Genomic DNA, 15,775 nt, shown 5'->3' with positions numbered 1-15,775 from the left:
ATCAGACTTGTCTCATCTAAAAATGAGATAAGTCTTTTTTCTGAATTTTCACCACATAATTTTTATACGTGATATAATGACCTAGTGTTAATTCTTGATAGGGACGACTTTCCGATCCATGAATTCACATTGAACAACGTTGGTTGTTGGTTTCATTTATATTTTTGCGTTGTGACGCTGTTGAATTCAAGGAGGTTGTTATGAGTAAAGAAAAGATTGCCCAATTAAGAAAGCACGTCTCGCCGTTTGAAAAGTCCGATATCCGGATTAGTGTGCGGCAGATGATCAATACGATTTTACCGTTCCTCGTGTCGTGGTTCTTAGCGTATCAACTACTGAGTGTCTCGATTTTCCTGACATTACCGTTCACGTTGATTGCGGCAGGATTTGTCGTGCGGATGTTCATCATCTTCCATGACTGCACGCACGGTTCATTCTTCAAAAATAAGAGGGCGAACGCGATTGTCGGAACCATTACAGGAATCTTGACGTTATTCCCGTACGAGAAGTGGAAGCGAGAGCATGCGATTCATCATGCGTCGAGCGGAAACTTGGATAAACGGGGCGTCGGGGACATCTGGGTCATGACGATTGAGGAGTACATCGAAGCCTCGAAATGGACGCGACTGAAATATCGCCTATATCGTCATCCACTCGTCATGTTCGGACTCGGACCGCTCTGGCTCATTCTCGTGACGAGCCGTTTCAATCGAAAAGATGCGCGTAAGAAAGAACGCCAAAACACGTATATCATTAATCTCTCACTCGTCGTGTTATACGGCGCATTGATTTATTTGGTAGGCTGGCAAGCCTTTCTCATTGTTCAGGGCACGACGATGTTCATCGCCGGCGTACTCGGAATCTGGTTATTCTATGTCCAGCATACATTTGAAGACTCATACTTCGAGGACGAGCAGGAATGGGATTACGTGAAGGCGGCAATCGAAGGAAGCTCGTATTATGAATTGCCAAAAGTGCTTCAATGGGTGACAGGAAATATTGGTTTCCATCACGTCCACCATTTGAGCCCGCGTGTCCCGAACTATCATTTGGAGAAGGCGCATACGTCGACACCACCGTTACAACGGGCGACGACGATCGGACTGTTTTCAAGTTTGAAGTCGTTACGCTACAAATTGTATGATGCGAACAACAAAACATTCGTCACGTTCCGAGAAGTGCGCCATCTGTTGCGCCGAACGAACGCGGCATAAAAAAAGATTGTCCCCGTCAAAAGGGACAATCTTTTTAGCGTTTCCAGACCCATTCATCACTTTCATACTTCTTGATGAGCAAGTCGATTTCGGATTGTTGTTCTTCTGTGAAGACGAGCGGTTCGAACGTCAACGAGAAGGCGTCTTTGAAGCCGGTCTCGAACGCGGCCGCTACTTCGTCAAAGGAGACGAAGCGCTGTAACGTATCGTTCAAGGCGACGGCTTTTTCGCTGAACCGACTTTTGGCTTCACGTTTTTCGTGCTCTTCCATTGCGAAACAGTCGAACAATACCTCATCGTCGACAGAAAGCGGGATGGATCCATGTTGCAAGACGGCCCCTTGGTGGCGCACTTGTGCGCTACCCGCAATCTTTTTCCCGTTGACGGCCAGCTCATAATAGGAGGCGGCATCGAAGCAGACGGCTGATTTTGGTTTGCGGAGTGCCTCACGGTCCTCTTCTGTCAACGGCACCGAAAACTCGGCCGGTACACCAAGCTCGTGGTAACCACGACGGACTCCTTCCGTGAGCAAGCGATAGCTCTCGATGATATTCGTTGGGAGGGCTGGGGTCGATTCGGGCAAGATGACGCTATATGTCAACTCATCGGCGTGCAACACGGCGCGTCCTCCGGTTAGGCGACGGACGACCGGAATGTTGTTCTTCGTGAGGGCGTCACGGTCCAAGTCACGCGTAGCCCGTTGGAAACGCCCAACGCTGATCGCATGAGGTGCCCATGAATAAAAACGAAGCGTCGGTTTGAGTTCTCCCTTCGCGACCCAGTTGGCGATGGCTTCGTCAATCGCCATATTCTCAGCCGGTGAAGTGGATTCAGTTCTAAGTAAGTGCCACGTCGTACCAGTCATAATCTCTCTTCTTTCTATTAGTCGATTGGCAACATCGTGTGGCGACGCGCCTTGTGTACTTGTTCATCCGCATGGTAAGACGAGCGGACAAGCGGACCTGCCTCACAATGTGAGAATCCTTTTGATAGTGCGATCTCTTTCAACTCGGCGAACTCATCCGGGTGGTAGTAACGTTCCACCTCGAGGTGTTTCTTCGTCGGTTGCAAGTATTGGCCGAGTGTCAAAATGTCGACGTTGTGTGCGCGGAGGTCATCCATCGCTTCAATTAATTCTTCTTTCGTTTCTCCGAGTCCGACCATGATTGATGATTTCGTCGGGATATCCGGGTTCAATTCTTTTGAGCGTTTCAAGAATTCGAGTGTACGGTCGTATGTCGCTTTGGCACGGACTCTCGGTGTGAGGCGACGAACCGTCTCTAAGTTATGGTTCATGATGTCAGGACCCGCATCAATCAATGTCTGCAAGGCAGAGAAGTCACCCATCATGTCAGACGGGAGCACTTCGATCGATGTCTCTGGATTCATAGAACGGACGGCACGAACCGTTTCTGCGAAGACAGTAGCCCCGTAATCGTTCAAGTCATCACGGGCGACAGCAGTGATGACGACGTGCTTCAAGTTCATGAGGCGTACGGATTCGGCGACGCGCTTTGGCTCTTCCCAATCGAGCTCGTTCGGTTTACCGGTCGTGACGGCACAAAAGCGGCAGGCACGTGTACAAATACTTCCTAAAATCATGAACGTCGCGGTCCGACGTACCGCCCAACATTCATGGATATTCGGACACTTAGCTTCCTCACATACCGTATGTAGATTTTTTTCGCGCATCATCTTCTTCAAACCGGTATACGTGTCGTTCGTGTTTAATTTAATCTTTAACCATTCCGGCTTTCGTTTCAGTTCCCCTCTTGCCACAATAATTTCCCCCTTTTTGAAAGTTAACCTGTATCGAATTGAGTTTACCAAAAAAAGAATCAAAAACGAACCACAGAAATTATTGGTTTTGCCAATACAGTTTTCTGTGTATCAAAACAGAAACATTGTTTCAAAATGGTTACGCTTTCACATGAGTCATTGTTTCTGAAAAATGGAGTTGCTATACTGTTGTTGACCACCTGAATAAGAACCAAATGTAACTGATGCGATCAGGCATGGGGTGAACGAGCGTTGATGAGGCAACGCTTCTTCCTCCATGCCTTTTCGTTTGGGGGTCAGTCAAATTGGACTAAGGGGAGTGGGGAACATGAACAAGGCATTGAACTGGACGGCAACACTCGGATTGACGACGGCACTACTCGTTTCATCGATTCCGGCAGCGGATGCGGTCATGGCGGAAGGAACGCCGACGATGTCGATCGACCAGCGCGTCAACACGAAGCTAGAATCGATGACGCTCGAACAAAAAATCGGGCAGATGATCATGCCGGACTTCCGACTTTGGAACGGGGCGAACCATACTTCTCTCGCACCGGAAGTGGCGCGTGTCATCGATCGTTTTGATCTCGGTGGCGTGATTTTGTTTGCGGAGAACGTGAAGGAGACGGAACAGACGACGAAACTCGTTCATGATCTGCAAGAAGTCGTGAAGCAAGACGACAGTAATGACATTCCGCTCTTTGTCACGATTGACCAAGAAGGGGGCATCGTGACGCGTCTCGGTACAGGTACGAACTTACCAGGAAATATGGCAATCGGTGCCACTCGTAACAGTCAATATGCGTATGACGCTGGAAACATCATCGGTTCTGAATTGAACGCACTCGGGGTAAACGTGAACTTCGGACCGGTACTCGACGTCAACAACAATCCAGGAAACCCGGTCATCGGGGTCCGTTCATTCTCGAGCGACCCTGAACTCGTCGGTGAACTCGGGTCAGCGATGACACAAGGCATTCAAGACCAAGGTGTCGCGGCGACGGCGAAACATTTCCCGGGTCATGGGGATACGGCAGTCGATTCACACTATGGACTACCGATTGTCGATAAGTCGCTCGACGAATTGCGTGGACTCGAGTTGTTGCCGTTTAAACGTGCGATTACAGAAGGGATCGACATGATTATGACGGCACATATCGGTATGCCGCAAATCGAAGATGAGGTCGTCGAGTCGGATCGTGGGACGTTCCCACTCCCAGCGACGCTCTCGGACGATGTCATCACGGGCGTGCTACGTGAGGAACTCGGATATGACGGAATCGTTGTGACCGACGCGCTCAACATGCAGGCCATCTCCGACAACTTTACAGAAGCAGAAGCGGTCATCAAGACGTTTGAAGCGGGCGTCGATATCGCCCTCATGCCAACGATTTTGCGTTCGGAAGCAGACGTGATCAAACTCGAAGCCATCTTTGATGAAGTCATCCAATCGGTGAAGGATGGGCGTTTATCAGAGGAGACCATTGATGAGTCGGTCGAGCGTATTTTAAAACTGAAGGCAGAGCGTGGGATTTGGGGAGAGACGATCGATTCGACGACGCTCGAGGCGAAGCTCACAAAAGCGAACGCCGTCGTAGGTAGTGCGGAGCATAAAGCGAAAGAGCGTGAAATCGCGGAAGCGGCTGTCACTCTCGTGAAGAATGAGGACAAGACACTCCCGTTCAAACCGAAAAAAGGAGACACGGTGCTCGTCTTGTCACCAGCGAAAGATCAAACGGACAGTATGGTGAAGACAATCAAGTCGCTTGAGAAGAATGCTGGGAATATGAAAGGCGTGAACGTCATCACGGCCAACTATTCGGCATCAACGCCACACTTAACTCAAAATCCGGTACTTCAACAAAAAGTCGAGGCAGCCGATTACATCATCGTCGGTTCGAACGTGAACAACAGCGCGAAATTGAAACCGACATCAGCCGATCATTACGTGCCGGCTGAGGTGTTCCGTTACGCCAACGAGACAGGGAAGAAGTCGGTCTTGCTCAGCTTGCGCAACCCATACGATGTCGCCGTTCAGCCAGACGCTCCGGCGCAACTCTTGATCTATGGATTCAAAGGTGATCCGAACGGACCGGACTCGGAAGCAGGCAACTTGAAATCGGCCGGACCGAACTTGCCGGCGGGCATTCGTGCCATCTTCGGTGAAGTGAAGCCACAAGGAACGTTGCCGGTAGACGTACCGAAATTTGTGGACGGTGTGTTCCAAGACGAGAACTATGCACAGTTTGGAGACGGGTTCACGAACTGGAATCGCTAAATGAAAATGAGCTTCCCCTAAATAAGGGAAAGCTCATTTTTTTATGCCTCGAAATAGGCGATGACGAGTAGACCTGGACCGGTATGGGCACCGATGGCAGAGCCGACAAGTGTTTTCGTGATGTGTTTCGGTTGAACATGTTCAAGGACCATCTTCTCGAACTGTTCCGCTTTTTTAGGGTCGTCACCGTGACCGATGAAGAGATGCCCGTTCTCGACGAGTGGCTTCGATTCCATCGTCCATTCGACCATACGGCGCATGACCTTTTTATGACCGCGTACCTTTTCAATCGGGACGAGTTTCCCGTCCTCGACCGTCAGTAACGGCAGAATCGTCAACAAGTCACCGATGAAGGCACTCGCTTTCGAGACGCGTCCGCCCCGCATCAAATATTCGAGTGACTCGACCGTGAACAAGTGTCGAATCTTTCCGACGAGTGAAGCAGCATATTCACTTGTTTCTTCATACGTATGGTCTTGTCCGTACTCTGCGACCGTCTTGACGAACAATGCCTGTCCGACAGAAGCCGTTCGCGTATCGATAATCTTGAACTTGCTATCGGGATACTCCTCTTTGAGCATCTCACCGACCATGACAGCCGTTTGATATGTACCGGAGAGCTCTCCGGAGAAAACGAGATATAAAAACGGGATTTCGGCTTCGAGATGTTGACGGAAACAATGCTCGATTCGCGACGCCTCGATTTGAAACGTCTTCGGTGTCTTACCTTGACGCATCGCATCGTACACGTCTTTCGGTTGAATCGTCTCCCAGTCTAAAAACTCTTCGTTGTCGATGATGACACCGAGCGGTAAAATCTCAAGACCGTACTCAATGATTTGATCGTGCGTCAAATCGGCCCCGGTGTCTGTGATCAGTTTAAACATTGGATGAATCACTCCTCTGTTAATTGTTGTTCGATCTCGCGTAATGGTTCATTCCGTTTCCACATCCGTTCGAGCTGGCTCACGAGTGTCGTTTGTTCTTCAGCCGTCAGCGACGCGTTTTGGAGCGTACTGACAGTGGAAAGGACGCGGTAGGCCCGTGTCAGAACATCTTGAACCGTGAGAGGAATGCCGAGCAAGTCTTCTAACGACGCCATCGTTTCCGGTACAATGGTCGGGTATGTGAACTTGGTCGCCTCCCCTTGGATGGCCAATTCATAAAAGTCTCGGATGATTTCGGCACGTTCGCTCCCGCTCTGTCTTACGCTCAAGTAAATTTGAACGGCGACGCCGCCACGGACGCGACGTTGTGAAATACCGGCGAATTTTTTGCCATCAATCGACAAGTCGAAACTTCCCGGACAGTACGAGCCGACGATTTCACCTGGGACGATGTCGTTCGTGACGTCTTGGAACATGTGTTGGATGAGGGAAGTCATGGCCTCATAGCCGCTGTCGATTTGAATGCCGTCATTCTCGGGTAAGATTAAAGATAAGTTCAGGACATCCTCGTCTAACACGACGGCGAGCCCACCTGAGTTACGGACGACCGGCCGGAAGCCGCGCTCGTGCAAATACCGGACCCCATCTTTTAAATGAGGTAACCTTGCATCTTGAATTCCGAGTACAATCGTATTCGTGTGCACCCATGCGCGCAAGACAGCGCCTGATTGTTGGGTTGAAGCACATAACGTGTCATCAGTCGCGAACGATTGTTCCGCTTGAAACATCGTGCCAAGGCTCGATTGGTCGATCACACGATAGCTCGGTTGTTTTAATAATGGATGGATCATATACTTAATTCCTTTTCACAAATAATTTTCCTTCTCATTATAGCATGGAGGGAACGATTCGTTTGAAGTCGAATCTAGAACATAACGAAACGTAGGAGGGCATGTCATGTACTCGTCACGAGGACAATTATCTGGGTCAAAAGTGTTTAAAGACCCGGTACACCGTTATATTTACGTCTACGATCACCTTATTTGGGAACTGATCAACACGAAAGAATTTCAACGTTTACGCCGCATCAAGCAACTTGGGACATCCTTTTTGACGTTCCATGGCGCAGAGCACACGCGCTTCCATCATTCTCTCGGCGTCTATGAGATTGCGCGCCAATTGATTGACCAGTTCCAACAATATCCGGAATGGGATGACCGCGACCGTGAACTGTTGTTAGCGGCGGCGCTTTTGCACGATGTCGGTCACGGCCCATTCTCACACGCGTTCGAACATGTCTTCTCCGTTCGCCATGAAGTGTGGACCGAGCGCATCATTTTAGGCGATACCGAGGTCAACCAAGTGTTGTCGGAGATGGGTGTCGGGTTCGCAGAAGAGGTGGCCTCCATCATCAACAAGACGCACCCGAACCGCTTGATCGTCAATATGCTCAGTTCGCAGCTCGATGTCGATCGGATGGATTATTTGCTCAGGGATGCGCACTTTGCGGGTGTCAGTTATGGAAAATTTGATTTGGAACGCATGTTGCGTGTCCTTAGACCAGATGAGGACCAAGTCGTCGTCAAACAGTCGGGGATGCATACGATTGAAGACTATATCATGCGCCGCTATCAAATGTATTGGCAAGTGTACCTTCACCCGGCGACACGTTCGAGCGACCTCCTTTTGAAAGCGATTCTCGAGCGAGCGCAGGAACTATATGAGAGCGGCTACGCATTCAAGATGGTACCGAAACATTTCTTGCCTATTTTTGAGCAGAACAACATGTCGCTTGAACAATATTTGAAGTTGGACGAGACGGTCGTCTACTTCTACTTCCAGGAGTGGATGGAGGAAGACGACGCGATTCTAGCCGATTTATCGAGCCGTTTCGTGAATCGTCGTTTATTGAAATATAAAAACTTCCCGGAAGCGAACCGCGTCCGCTATATGGAACGGTTGCGTCAGACGATGGAAGGCATCGGACTTCCGCCGAAATACTACTTGCTCGAAGATCAATTGAGTCAATTGCCGTACGATTTATATAAAGGACAGGGCAAGTATGAAGGCATTTATCTTCAGATGAACGATGGGGAACGGAAAGAGATTTCGGAAGTGTCGATGCTCGTCCAGTCGATTTTGAACTCGAGACAATCGGATGAAAAAATTTATTATCCGGAAGATGTGTTACTGAACTTAAGGGATCATGCGAATGAAAAATCGTGGCTCTTGTCGACATTGAAATCCGAATAACCCGAAAAGGGGCGTGACACGATGGAGATTGCGACACTGATTGGTGGCATCGGGATTTTTTTACTCGGGATGACGTTACTCACAGACACGCTCAAAAAATGGGCCGGTACACGACTTCGACATCGGTTGAACCAATTCACCGATGGCTCGTTGTCGGGGGCGACACTTGGCGCGATGTTGACGGCTTTATTTCAATCCTCTACCGTCACGACGTTGATGACGATTGGTTTTGTGAGCGCAGGATTGATCACGTTCACGCAAGCATTGCCGCTCATCATCGGGGCGAACGTAGGCAGCGCGACGACAGGATGGATCATCGCCGTCCTTGGCTATAACGTAGACGTACGTCAAGTGTTCTTGCCGCTCATCGGTCTCGGAATGGCACTTCGTCTCTCAGGACCACGTCTACGCCGAATCGGGCTATTATTCGTCAGTATCGGTTTGATTTTTGTCGGGATTGGAACGCTACAAGAAGCGATGCGGGATGTAGTCACGTTCTCGTTCGGACCAATCGAGTCGATGCGTTTTTCTCAACAGGCGTTCCTGATTGGCATCGGGTTTGCGATGACGGTTGTCCTTCAGTCGTCGACGATTGGGCTCGTCTTAACGATGACGGCTCTTGCGACTGCCGCGATTTCACTTCCGCAAGCCGCTTTTTTGGTACTCGGTCAAAGTGCTGGGACGAGTCTTGTCGTGGCACTCGGTTCAATGGGAGGTTGGAAGTCGGCCCGACGCATCGTATTGGGTCATGCGATTTACCACGTGTCCATCGTCCTCATCGGATGGCTGACATTCCCCGTTCTCTTCTTTGTCGTCAATCGAGTAGCCGATTGGTTCAACTGGAACGACTTGTTACGTCTCGCCCTATTCCATACGACGTTCCATATATTAGGCGTCCTCTTGTTCCTGCCATTTTATCAGCCGTTCGCAAGAAGGTTACTAAAATGGATTCCGAGCCGATCAGAAAAATTGACACGTCTGCTCGACAAGAACATGTCGCAACTCCCGACGGTCGCTCTTGAGGCGGCGCGGCGGTCTTTACTTGAAATTGAACGCTATTTAGGGAACGAGACCGAGTTGCTCGTCCGGGAGGGACGTCTCCGGGAAGATGAGTTGACGCTCGTCGACAAGACGCTGAGCGATGTCCGTGTCTTTTTGAGTACGATTCAACTAGACGATGTCGGAAAGCAAAATGACTACGGGCAACACTTGTCCCTCCTGCATTCAATCGACCATCTCGAACGGTGGTTGTATGTATTGCGAGAAATCGAACCGGTCCAGTCACTGCGGGACACGGACTTTTTAGCAGCGCGCGAACTCGTCTTGCACGAACTCGATCTCGTTCATCAATTGAACCATCATACGCCACCGGAAGATTCGAAGATGTGGAAACAGGCATCAAAACAGTTGGCGGAATATCGGAAGGCACATCGCTCTGAGCTGCTAGAAGAAACGGCGGCGAATCAGTTGGAGATGGACCAGACGATCCAAAAAGTACAAGTATTGCTGTGGCTTGACCGGATCGGTTACCACATTTGGCGGGCAACACGGCACTTGATTAAGCCGACCATGCCGAGTGAACGGTTCGAAGTGAACCGAGAAGATTGAAGTAAAATGGAGGAATGAAAATGGCGACATGGGTGACTCACTTTCGTATCGCGGAGCGGATTCTTGAGACGGATTCCGCGTTTGAACGCATACCTTTTTTAGTAGGAAATATCGGTCCGGACTGTGGGCTGGTCGGAGCGGATGGACGTCCTGAACCACCGAAAACCATCACACATTTCAAAACAGAGAACGGGATCTCCTCTGATTTGTTCAAACAGACGTATTTAGATGGAGGAACCCCAAAATCGAATACAGAGTGGTCTTATTTAGTCGGTTATTATTTTCATCTGGTCACAGACGAATATTGGGTGCGGTTGACCCGTGCGAAAAAAGAAGAACCGATTGTACAGGCAATCGTCGGAACACCAGACTATACCCGTTTAGTCAAAACGGACTGGTATGGGATTGACTTTGAGTACTTGGCAAAACATCCGAATCATATCTTTTGGACGGACTTCTGTCACATTGACTCGTTCGAAGACGTCTTACCGTTTTTCCCACAAGGACAAACGGGACAACAAATTCAAAACATCACGTCCTTCTATAAAACCCATCCGTTTGACCCCCAGCATGAATATGTATATATGTCACCTGAAGAGGTCGATGATTTCATTGAAGAGGTTCTTTGTGGGCTACAAGCGAAAATTCAAGAAGTTCAACGAATACATATTTGACGTGGTGCTTAGACGAAAAAACGGACCCCGATTCAAGGAGTCCGTTCGTTACTTATTTCTTGTCCGCGTGCATGACGCCGGCTTGACCATAGTGCGTCGCATCCATTTCTTCGATGAAAACGGTGATGTTCTCTTTTGGAGCGTTCGTCGTCTCGGAGACGGCGTCCGTCACTTTTTCAATCAACGCGCGTTTTTGTTCCACGCTACGGCCTGGGAGCATTTTTACTGTTACGTAAGGCATGGGTCATTCCTCCTTTGCTGAAGTCTCTTTCATTGTAGTGAATCCACTTCCTCGAGAAAAGAAAATTTTCGTCCACCTCAAAGCTTGCGCTCACTTTTTCAACATTTCGGGTAAGGAACAAGACAGAGCGAATGTAGGAGGAATGAAGATGAAGTGGAAAGGTAGACAACAGAGCCGTAACGTCGAGGACCGAAGAGGGCGTAGCATCGGAGGAAAAGGGATTGCCGGGGTCGGGGGTGGTCTCGGATTGATTCTCGTCATCGTCTTTACATTATTGAATGGGGGAAGCCCGACCGACCTCGTCAACAATATCGGACTAGGTGAGCCGCAAACTGAAGGAACATACACCGGTACGGAGCGAGAAGAGGAGATGGCGGACTTTGTGGCGGTCGTCTTGAAAGATACGGAAGAAGTATGGACAGATATTTTTGCGGAGAACGGCATGACGTACCAAGAACCGACGCTCGTCCTGTTCTCGGGACAAGTTGAATCCGCTTGTGGCATCGCCGGGTCGGCGGTCGGCCCCTTCTACTGTCCGGGTGATCAAAAGCTGTACATTGATTTAAGTTTCTATGATGAGCTGAGTCAGCGTTTCAATGCGCCGGGTGATTTTGCGATGGCATACGTCGTCGCCCATGAGGTCGGGCACCATGTCCAGACGCTTCTCGGAACGACAGAAGAGATTATGCCGCTTCGGAATGAGATGAGCGAGACCGAGTTCAATCGCTATCTCGTCCGTTTCGAGTTACAGGCGGACTACTACGCAGGCGTGTGGGCGCATCACGCGCAAGGGCTCGGCTATCTCGAAGCAGGGGACGTCGAAGAGGCGATGAATGCGGCTCACCAGATCGGTGACGATACGCTACAACGACAGGCGCGTGGATACGTGACGCCGGACTCGTTCACGCACGGAACGTCGGAACAGCGGATGCGCTGGTTCGAGAAAGGATTTGAGAACGGATCGATTCAAGGTGGGGACACGTTCAATACGAACAACTTATAGGTCGGGCGCACGCTCGACCTTTTTAGCCGATTGGAATATGAGGATAGAATCCGCTATCATAAAAGAACAACAGTTGCAGGAAGGGGATGACCCGATGGAATCCTTACTTACGAAAATCGATTTAGCAAAAGACGATATGACAGCGGTTGAAAAGAAAATCGCGGACTATATTTTGTCCCATTCAACGCTCATTCCAAATATGACGACGAAAGAGCTGGCCCAAAAGACGGATGTGTCTGAGGCGAGTATCGTCCGTTTTGCCCGCGTGGTCGGGATTGATAGCTTTAAAGCGTTTAAACTTGCGCTCGTGAAAGACTTGGCCGTCACCGAAACGACATTGACGGACTTCAACGTTCTCCAGCAAAAGGATACGCCGTACGATTCGTTTCAAAAAGTCATCCATGTGAATAAAGCGGCCATCGAGGCGTGTGCCGAAGCGATGGACAAACGCGAGCTTGAACATGCGGTGGACTTATTCGCGCGCGCAAATCGTGTCATCTTTTATGGGGTCGGTGGATCGTCGACTGCAGCGATGGATGCACAATATAAATTCACGAAGCTCGGGTATGCGGCTACGACATCGTCGGACTTTCATTATATGTTGTCGTTGATTCCGCATTTAGGAAAATCAGACGTATTCGTCGCCATCAGCACGTCGGGACGGACGAAAGATGTGCTCGAACTCGTTCGTTTCGCCAAGAAGAAACGTGTGCCCGTCATCGCCATCACAAACTTGGACAAGTCGCCACTTTACCGAGAAGCGGATGTACGCCTTTGCACGCCGAACGTCGAGAGTGATTTCCGGATTGCGAGCATCGCCTCACGGATGACGCAATTGACGATTGTCGATACGTTATATATGGGTCTCTTGCATCGAAAAGGAGAAGGCCTGATTGATCGCTACGCCGAAGCGCGAGATGAGATGGTGAAGTTGCGCCGATGATTCGACCATATTCGAAAGAAGATCGCACGGAGTTGGAAGACTTTTTGGTAAAGCAACGTACCTTCGCTCGCTTGAATGGACAATCCATTCAAGCGTTCCGTGATGAGAACGTGGCGGATTTTGCAGAGGATGGCACCGTCAGTCTGATTATTCGTGCAGATGGACGGATTGTCGCCATCGCGGACCTGTTGAAACGACATCCCGTGGACGGTTCGCTTTGGCTCGGATTGTTCGTCGTCGATGAAACCCTTCACGGGACGGGCTTGGCGCAAACGTTATATGAACAAGTGGAAGAAGAGTATATGCGCCCCTATCAGACGGTGTTTCGATTAGGTGTCCTTCCGAACAATCTGCGCGCTCGTCGGTTTTGGGAGCGGAACGGCTATGTATACGAAAAGGATTCTACCACGAATAAGGATGTGCGCGTTCATGTCCTGAAGAAACAACTCATTCGACCGGAGTGAGTTTTTCTTTCGTAAATACTGAAATTGAATTTCAGAAATAATTAATAATAAATTGACTTTAAATTTCAATATAGTACGATGAAATCATAGAGAAGAAAGGATGGTGGCGATGCTAGAAAAATTGGCTACAGAAAGACGGAATGAACGAACGATGCAACTAGATGAGATGTCGATCGAGGAGCGATTGACGATCATGAACAGTGAGGACCGACAAGTCCCGCAAGTGATTCAACATCAGATTCCCGTCATCGCGCAAGTCGTGGAGCGGGTCATCGCATCCTTTCGTAAAGGCGGTCGCTTGATTTATATCGGGGCGGGCACAAGTGGACGTTTAGGCATTTTAGACGCCGCAGAGTGCGTACCGACGTTCGGAGTGTCTCCGGATCAGGTCATCGGGTTGATTGCCGGTGGCGAGCGTGCGCTCATTCAAGCGGTCGAGGGAGCAGAAGACAGCAAGGAATTGGCAGTCGGTGATTTGAAAGCGCTTCAACTGACGGCGGACGATACGGTCATTGGGATTGCGGCGAGCGGACGGACGCCGTATGTCATCGGAGGTCTCGATTATGCGCGGGAAGTAGGGGCAACCACCGCAGCCATTTCCTGTAATCATGACGCAATCATCAGCCGTCATGCAGACTATGCCATTGAAGTGGAGACAGGACCGGAAGTGTTGACTGGTTCGACACGATTGAAGGCAGGGACGGCACAGAAATTGGTCCTCAACATGATTTCGACAACGTCGATGATTGGAGTAGGCAAAGTGTATCAAAACTTGATGGTCGACGTGAAACCGACGAACGAAAAATTAGAAGTACGTGCCAAGCGGATGATCGCAGAAGCGACAGGGGTCGACATGGAAACGGCTGCGCGTTATTTTGCGTCATCTAAAGGACATGTCAAAACAGCAATCGTCATGATTTTGGCGGACGTCTCTTACGAAGAAGCCATCAAACGATTAGAGCGTGCGAACGGGTTTGTCCGCGAGGCGCTATAAGGGGGAAAATCGAGATGAAGAAAGAAGAGGTTTTAGCACGGGACATCCTCGCACATGTCGGGGGGAAAGAGAACATTCGTCAACTCGCTCACTGTATGACGCGTGTCCGGTTGTCGTTGAAGGATTCGACCAAAGCCGATCTTGACGCCTTGAAGAAGGTTGATGGCGTCATGGGGGTCATCGATGATGAGACGCTACAAATCGTCGTCGGTCCGGGAACGGTGAATCGGGTCGCGGATTATATGAGTCATGAGACAGGCCTTGCGATTGGAGAAGAGTCAGTGGATGCGAACTTGACGCCAGAGGAACGCGTAGCGGTGGAGCGTCAAAAAGTAAAAGAGAAGCAAAAGTCACCGTTCAAACGATTCCTTCGTCGACTCGGGAATATCTTCATCCCGCTCATTCCGGGTCTCGTCGCTTCAGGAATCATCAATGGGGCGGCGAACTTTGCCGTCAACGCCGGTGTCGACCGGACGGAGACGTGGATGCAGATTTTACTCGTCCTCGGTAGCACAGTCTTCGCATACTTAGCCATCCTCGTTGGGTGGAACACGGCGAAAGAGTTCGGGGGGACACCGGTGCTCGGGGCGATTGCCGGGGGGATTCTATTCAACCCACTCCTCGCAGACATTGTCATTTATGGGGAACCGCTCGTCGTCGGACGTGGAGGGTTGTTCGGTGTTATTTTTGCCGGTTGGCTCATGACGTATATCGAGAAGCACATTCGTCGCTTCATGCCGGTATCGATCGATATTATCTTCACACCACTCTTCACAGTCCTCATCGTCGGATTTACAGCACTCTATGCGATCATGCCGGTCGCGGGTGTATTGTCAGATGGGATTATGCGAGGCATCAATGCGACGCTTGAGTTCGGGGGACCTGTCGCGGGGGCATTATTGGCCGGTTTCTTCTTACCACTCGTCATGGTCGGGTTACACCATGGTTTGACGCCGATCCATTTAGAACTGTTGAATACGGTCGGGACGACGGCACTTCTTCCAATCTTGGCGATGGCAGGTGCCGGTCAAGTCGGTGCGGCGCTTGCGATTTTTGTGAAGACAAGCAACCCACGACTCCGTAATATTATCAAAGGGGCCATCCCGGTCGGTTTCCTCGGAATCGGTGAACCACTCCTTTACGGGGTTACGCTTCCGCTCGGACGTCCGTTCTTAACGGCTTGTCTCGGCGCCGCGGTCGGTGGTGCCTTCCAAGCAACGATGAAGACGGCTGCACTTGGAATTGGCGTATCGGGTCTATCCCTTACGCCGCTGATTGATGACGGGATGTACTTGACGTATGTCGCCGGACTATTGATTTCGTATACGGCAGGCTTCCTGTTCACTTATTTCTTCGGCTTCAAAGAAGAGATGGCGGATGGGATTTGACAAACAAAGATGGCTCGGTCGAGTCATCTTTTTCTATACGTTTTGTGAG

15 protein-coding genes are annotated in these 15,775 nt (G+C 50.1%); 10 read left to right on the top strand and 5 right to left on the bottom strand.

Annotated elements, in window-relative coordinates:
* The first annotated feature begins 200 nt into the window (after window positions 1–200).
* The gene (locus tag LCM29_RS09790) at window positions 201–1,214 is read left to right on the top strand and encodes a fatty acid desaturase (protein WP_224862380.1); all 1,014 of its coding nucleotides are present in this window, start codon (window positions 201–203) and stop codon (window positions 1,212–1,214) included.
* Window positions 1,215–1,248: 34 nt separating this feature from the next.
* Here LCM29_RS09790 and LCM29_RS09785 read toward each other — a convergent pair whose 3' ends face one another.
* Both LCM29_RS09785 and lipA read right to left on the bottom strand, forming a co-directional pair.
* On the bottom strand, window positions 1,249–2,079 hold the full coding sequence (locus LCM29_RS09785) for a biotin/lipoate A/B protein ligase family protein (protein ID WP_224862379.1): 831 nt from the start codon (window positions 2,077–2,079) through the stop codon (window positions 1,249–1,251).
* A gap of 17 nt (window positions 2,080–2,096) precedes the next feature.
* Window positions 2,097–2,996 carry a lipoyl synthase gene (gene lipA, locus LCM29_RS09780; RefSeq protein WP_260569918.1) on the bottom strand — a complete coding sequence of 300 codons (900 nt, stop codon included), beginning with the start codon at window positions 2,994–2,996 and terminating at the stop codon, window positions 2,097–2,099.
* A 325-nt stretch (window positions 2,997–3,321) separates the two neighbouring features.
* On the opposite strand from lipA, the gene LCM29_RS09775 reads away from it, so the two are divergent.
* The gene (locus LCM29_RS09775) at window positions 3,322–5,271 is read left to right on the top strand and encodes a glycoside hydrolase family 3 protein (RefSeq protein ID WP_224862377.1); all 1,950 of its coding nucleotides are present in this window, start codon (window positions 3,322–3,324) and stop codon (window positions 5,269–5,271) included.
* 41 nt (window positions 5,272–5,312) lie between these two features.
* Here the strand turns inward: LCM29_RS09775 and LCM29_RS09770 are convergent, their stop codons facing one another.
* Together LCM29_RS09770 and LCM29_RS09765 are read right to left on the bottom strand one after the other, a co-directional pair.
* Complete coding sequence (locus LCM29_RS09770) at window positions 5,313–6,158, bottom strand: DegV family protein (protein ID WP_224862375.1); 846 nt, start codon at window positions 6,156–6,158, stop codon at window positions 5,313–5,315.
* Between the two features lie 8 nt (window positions 6,159–6,166).
* Window positions 6,167–7,009, bottom strand: coding sequence for a biotin/lipoate A/B protein ligase family protein (locus LCM29_RS09765; RefSeq protein WP_214784887.1), 843 nt, complete (start codon window positions 7,007–7,009; stop codon window positions 6,167–6,169).
* Window positions 7,010–7,115: 106 nt separating this feature from the next.
* Here LCM29_RS09765 and LCM29_RS09760 point away from each other — a divergent pair, with 106 nt between their 5' ends.
* The 3 genes from LCM29_RS09760 to LCM29_RS09750 are packed head-to-tail and all read left to right on the top strand — an operon-like array spanning window position 7,116 to window position 10,693.
* The gene (locus LCM29_RS09760) at window positions 7,116–8,411 is read left to right on the top strand and encodes an HD domain-containing protein (RefSeq protein WP_214694686.1); all 1,296 of its coding nucleotides are present in this window, start codon (window positions 7,116–7,118) and stop codon (window positions 8,409–8,411) included.
* A gap of 21 nt (window positions 8,412–8,432) precedes the next feature.
* Entirely contained in the window at window positions 8,433–10,019 is a 1,587-nt protein-coding gene (locus tag LCM29_RS09755; protein WP_224862373.1) for a Na/Pi cotransporter family protein, read from the top strand.
* A gap of 20 nt (window positions 10,020–10,039) precedes the next feature.
* Window positions 10,040–10,693 carry a hypothetical protein gene (locus LCM29_RS09750; RefSeq protein ID WP_224862371.1) on the top strand — a complete coding sequence of 218 codons (654 nt, stop codon included), beginning with the start codon at window positions 10,040–10,042 and terminating at the stop codon, window positions 10,691–10,693.
* A gap of 52 nt (window positions 10,694–10,745) precedes the next feature.
* Here the strand turns inward: LCM29_RS09750 and LCM29_RS09745 are convergent, their stop codons facing one another.
* Window positions 10,746–10,934: a 2-hydroxymuconate tautomerase gene (locus LCM29_RS09745; RefSeq protein WP_214744680.1), complete on the bottom strand. Its 189-nt coding sequence runs from the start codon at window positions 10,932–10,934 to the stop codon at window positions 10,746–10,748.
* A 148-nt stretch (window positions 10,935–11,082) separates the two neighbouring features.
* Here LCM29_RS09745 and LCM29_RS09740 point away from each other — a divergent pair, with 148 nt between their 5' ends.
* The 5 genes from LCM29_RS09740 to LCM29_RS09720 all read left to right on the top strand — a co-directional run bounded on the left by LCM29_RS09740 (window position 11,083) and on the right by LCM29_RS09720 (window position 15,726).
* The gene (locus LCM29_RS09740) at window positions 11,083–11,937 is read left to right on the top strand and encodes a neutral zinc metallopeptidase (protein WP_224862369.1); all 855 of its coding nucleotides are present in this window, start codon (window positions 11,083–11,085) and stop codon (window positions 11,935–11,937) included.
* A 94-nt stretch (window positions 11,938–12,031) separates the two neighbouring features.
* Complete coding sequence (locus LCM29_RS09735; protein ID WP_074035742.1) at window positions 12,032–12,880, top strand: MurR/RpiR family transcriptional regulator; 849 nt, start codon at window positions 12,032–12,034, stop codon at window positions 12,878–12,880.
* Window positions 12,877–13,344 carry a GNAT family N-acetyltransferase gene (locus LCM29_RS09730; RefSeq protein WP_224862367.1) on the top strand — a complete coding sequence of 156 codons (468 nt, stop codon included), beginning with the start codon at window positions 12,877–12,879 and terminating at the stop codon, window positions 13,342–13,344. Before LCM29_RS09735 ends, LCM29_RS09730 begins: the two co-directional genes overlap by 4 nt.
* A gap of 100 nt (window positions 13,345–13,444) precedes the next feature.
* Complete coding sequence (gene murQ, locus LCM29_RS09725) at window positions 13,445–14,338, top strand: N-acetylmuramic acid 6-phosphate etherase (RefSeq protein ID WP_224862365.1); 894 nt, start codon at window positions 13,445–13,447, stop codon at window positions 14,336–14,338.
* A 14-nt stretch (window positions 14,339–14,352) separates the two neighbouring features.
* Window positions 14,353–15,726, top strand: a complete 1,374-nt coding sequence (locus LCM29_RS09720; protein ID WP_224862363.1) for a PTS transporter subunit EIIC — start codon at window positions 14,353–14,355, stop codon at window positions 15,724–15,726.
* Window positions 15,727–15,775 lie beyond the last annotated feature (49 nt).

It is taken from the genome of Exiguobacterium aestuarii (genome assembly GCF_020171655.1).
GTDB classification, from domain to species: domain Bacteria; phylum Bacillota; class Bacilli; order Exiguobacteriales; family Exiguobacteriaceae; genus Exiguobacterium; species Exiguobacterium aestuarii_A.
Note: the sequence above shows the minus strand (reverse complement) of the source record. Positions and strands in the feature narration are given on the sequence as shown.

Excerpts from the sequence above, each read along its gene's own strand:
- LCM29_RS09790 (WP_224862380.1), top strand. The coding sequence starts at position 201 with ATGAGTAAAGAAAAGATTGCCCAATTAAGAAAGCACGTCTCGCCGTTT.
- LCM29_RS09785 (WP_224862379.1), bottom strand. The coding sequence starts at position 2,079 with ATGACTGGTACGACGTGGCACTTACTTAGAACTGAATCCACTTCACCG.
- LCM29_RS09775 (WP_224862377.1), top strand. The coding sequence starts at position 3,322 with ATGAACAAGGCATTGAACTGGACGGCAACACTCGGATTGACGACGGCA.
- LCM29_RS09770 (WP_224862375.1), bottom strand. The coding sequence starts at position 6,158 with ATGTTTAAACTGATCACAGACACCGGGGCCGATTTGACGCACGATCAA.
- LCM29_RS09765 (WP_214784887.1), bottom strand. The coding sequence starts at position 7,009 with ATGATCCATCCATTATTAAAACAACCGAGCTATCGTGTGATCGACCAA.
- LCM29_RS09760 (WP_214694686.1), top strand. The coding sequence starts at position 7,116 with ATGTACTCGTCACGAGGACAATTATCTGGGTCAAAAGTGTTTAAAGAC.
- LCM29_RS09755 (WP_224862373.1), top strand. The coding sequence starts at position 8,433 with ATGGAGATTGCGACACTGATTGGTGGCATCGGGATTTTTTTACTCGGG.
- LCM29_RS09750 (WP_224862371.1), top strand. The coding sequence starts at position 10,040 with ATGGCGACATGGGTGACTCACTTTCGTATCGCGGAGCGGATTCTTGAG.
- LCM29_RS09745 (WP_214744680.1), bottom strand. The coding sequence starts at position 10,934 with ATGCCTTACGTAACAGTAAAAATGCTCCCAGGCCGTAGCGTGGAACAA.
- LCM29_RS09740 (WP_224862369.1), top strand. The coding sequence starts at position 11,083 with ATGAAGTGGAAAGGTAGACAACAGAGCCGTAACGTCGAGGACCGAAGA.
- LCM29_RS09735 (WP_074035742.1), top strand. The coding sequence starts at position 12,032 with ATGGAATCCTTACTTACGAAAATCGATTTAGCAAAAGACGATATGACA.
- LCM29_RS09730 (WP_224862367.1), top strand. The coding sequence starts at position 12,877 with ATGATTCGACCATATTCGAAAGAAGATCGCACGGAGTTGGAAGACTTT.
- murQ (WP_224862365.1), top strand. The coding sequence starts at position 13,445 with ATGGTGGCGATGCTAGAAAAATTGGCTACAGAAAGACGGAATGAACGA.
- LCM29_RS09720 (WP_224862363.1), top strand. The coding sequence starts at position 14,353 with ATGAAGAAAGAAGAGGTTTTAGCACGGGACATCCTCGCACATGTCGGG.